Raw genomic sequence first — 1804 nt, 5'->3', positions numbered from 1 at the left:
AAAAAAAGTAAAGTTAAAGCTGAAAGTATATATCGACCATACGTTGTCGGTAAGACTAAAAGTAAGCAAGGGCGCATGGCGGATGCCTTGGCTCTCGGAGGCGATGAAGGACGTGATAAGCTGCGATAAGCTTCGGGTAGGTGCAAATAACCTTTGATCCGGAGATTTCCGAATGGGACAACCCGATTAGTTGAAGACTGATCATTCTGCATGGCAGAAGGCTAACGCAGGGAACTGAAACATCTTAGTACCTGTAGGAAAAGAAAATAAACAATGATTCCCCTAGTAGTGGCGAGCGAACGGGGAACAGCCCAAACCGGCTATGTTACGGCATAGCCGGGGTTGTAGGACCACGTCGTGGCATGAAAGTTGGTGAGCGGAATGTTCTGGAAAGTACAGCCATAGAGCATGATAGCTGCGTATGCGAAGCCAACCGAAGCCTAGTGGTATCCTGAGTAGCGCGGAGCACGAGGAATTCTGCGTGAAGCTGCCGGGACCATCCGGTAAGGCTAAATACTCCCGAGAGACCGATAGCGAACCAGTACTGTGAAGGAAAGGTGAAAAGCACTTCGAACAGAAGAGTGAAATAGTTCCTGAAACCATGCGCCTACAAGCGGTCGGAGCACTGATGTGTGACGGCGTGCCTTTTGCATAATGAACCTACGAGTTACTTTTTCCGGCGAGGTTAAGGGTCTTGAGACCCGCAGCCGAAGCGAAAGCGAGTCTTAACAGGGCGTATAGTCGGAAGGAGTAGACGCGAAACCAAGTGATCTACCCTTGAGCAGGTTGAAGGATGGGTAACACCATGTGGAGGACCGAACCAATAAGCGTTGAAAAGCTTCTGGATGACTTGAGGGTGGGGGTGAAAGGCTAATCAAACTTGGAGATAGCTCGTACTCCCCGAAATGCATTTAGGTGCAGCCTTGACTTATACTGGCATGAGGTAGAGCGACTGATAAGATGCGAGGGCTTCACCGCCTATCAAGTCTTGACAAACTCCGAATGCGTGTCAGTTCTATGTCAGGAGTGAGGGCATGGGTGCTAAGGTCCATGTCCTAAAGGAGAACAATCCGGACCAACAGCTAAGGTCCCGAAATGAATACTAAGTTGAACTAACGAAGTCAGATTGCTAAGACAGCTAGGATGTTGGCTTGGAAGCAGCCATTCATTTAAAGAGTGCGTAACAGCTCACTAGTCGAGGAGTTTGGCGTGGATAATAATCGGGCATTAAGTATTCTACCGAAGCTTTGGGATGTTTATACATCGGTAGGGGAGCATTCCACTCGGCGTCGAAGGTAAGGCGTGAGCCTTGCTGGAGCGTGTGGAAAAGCAAATGTAGGTATAAGTAACGATAAAGGGGGTGAGAAACCCCCTCGCCGAAAGACTAAGGTTTCCTGATCAACGCTAATCGGATCAGGGTTAGTCGGGTCCTAAGGCTCAGCCGAACGGCGAGGCCGATGGCAGAACCGGTTAATATTCCGGTACTACCTGAAGGAGTGACGTGGAGACGGAGGAGTGACAATGCCGCCGACTGACGGAATAGTCGGTTAAAGGGTGTAGATGTCGATTTCTGCAGGCAAATCCGCAGAGAGAGTCGAACCTGACAGTACGGAGCGTTCTTCGAACAATCCGATAGTGCATGTAAACATACTCCCGAGAAAATCCGCTAAACTTAATCCTTCAGGTACCCGTACCGCAAACGGACACACGTAGTCGGGTTGAATATACTAAGGCGCTTGAGTGATTCACGGTTAAGGAACTAGGCAAACTGACCCTGTAACTTCGGGATAAAGGGTCCTCAGGG

General features: G+C 49.5%; 1 rRNA gene. It reads left to right on the top strand.

Annotated features, from left to right (window positions below):
* Positions 1-55: 55 nt before the first annotated feature.
* Positions 56-1804, top strand: a 23S ribosomal RNA gene (locus tag C233_RS0122030); the annotation flags it as partial.

It is taken from the genome of Bacteroides gallinarum DSM 18171 = JCM 13658, assembly GCF_000374365.1.
Lineage (GTDB): Bacteria > Bacteroidota > Bacteroidia > Bacteroidales > Bacteroidaceae > Bacteroides > Bacteroides gallinarum.
Note: the sequence above shows the minus strand (reverse complement) of the source record. Positions and strands in the feature narration are given on the sequence as shown.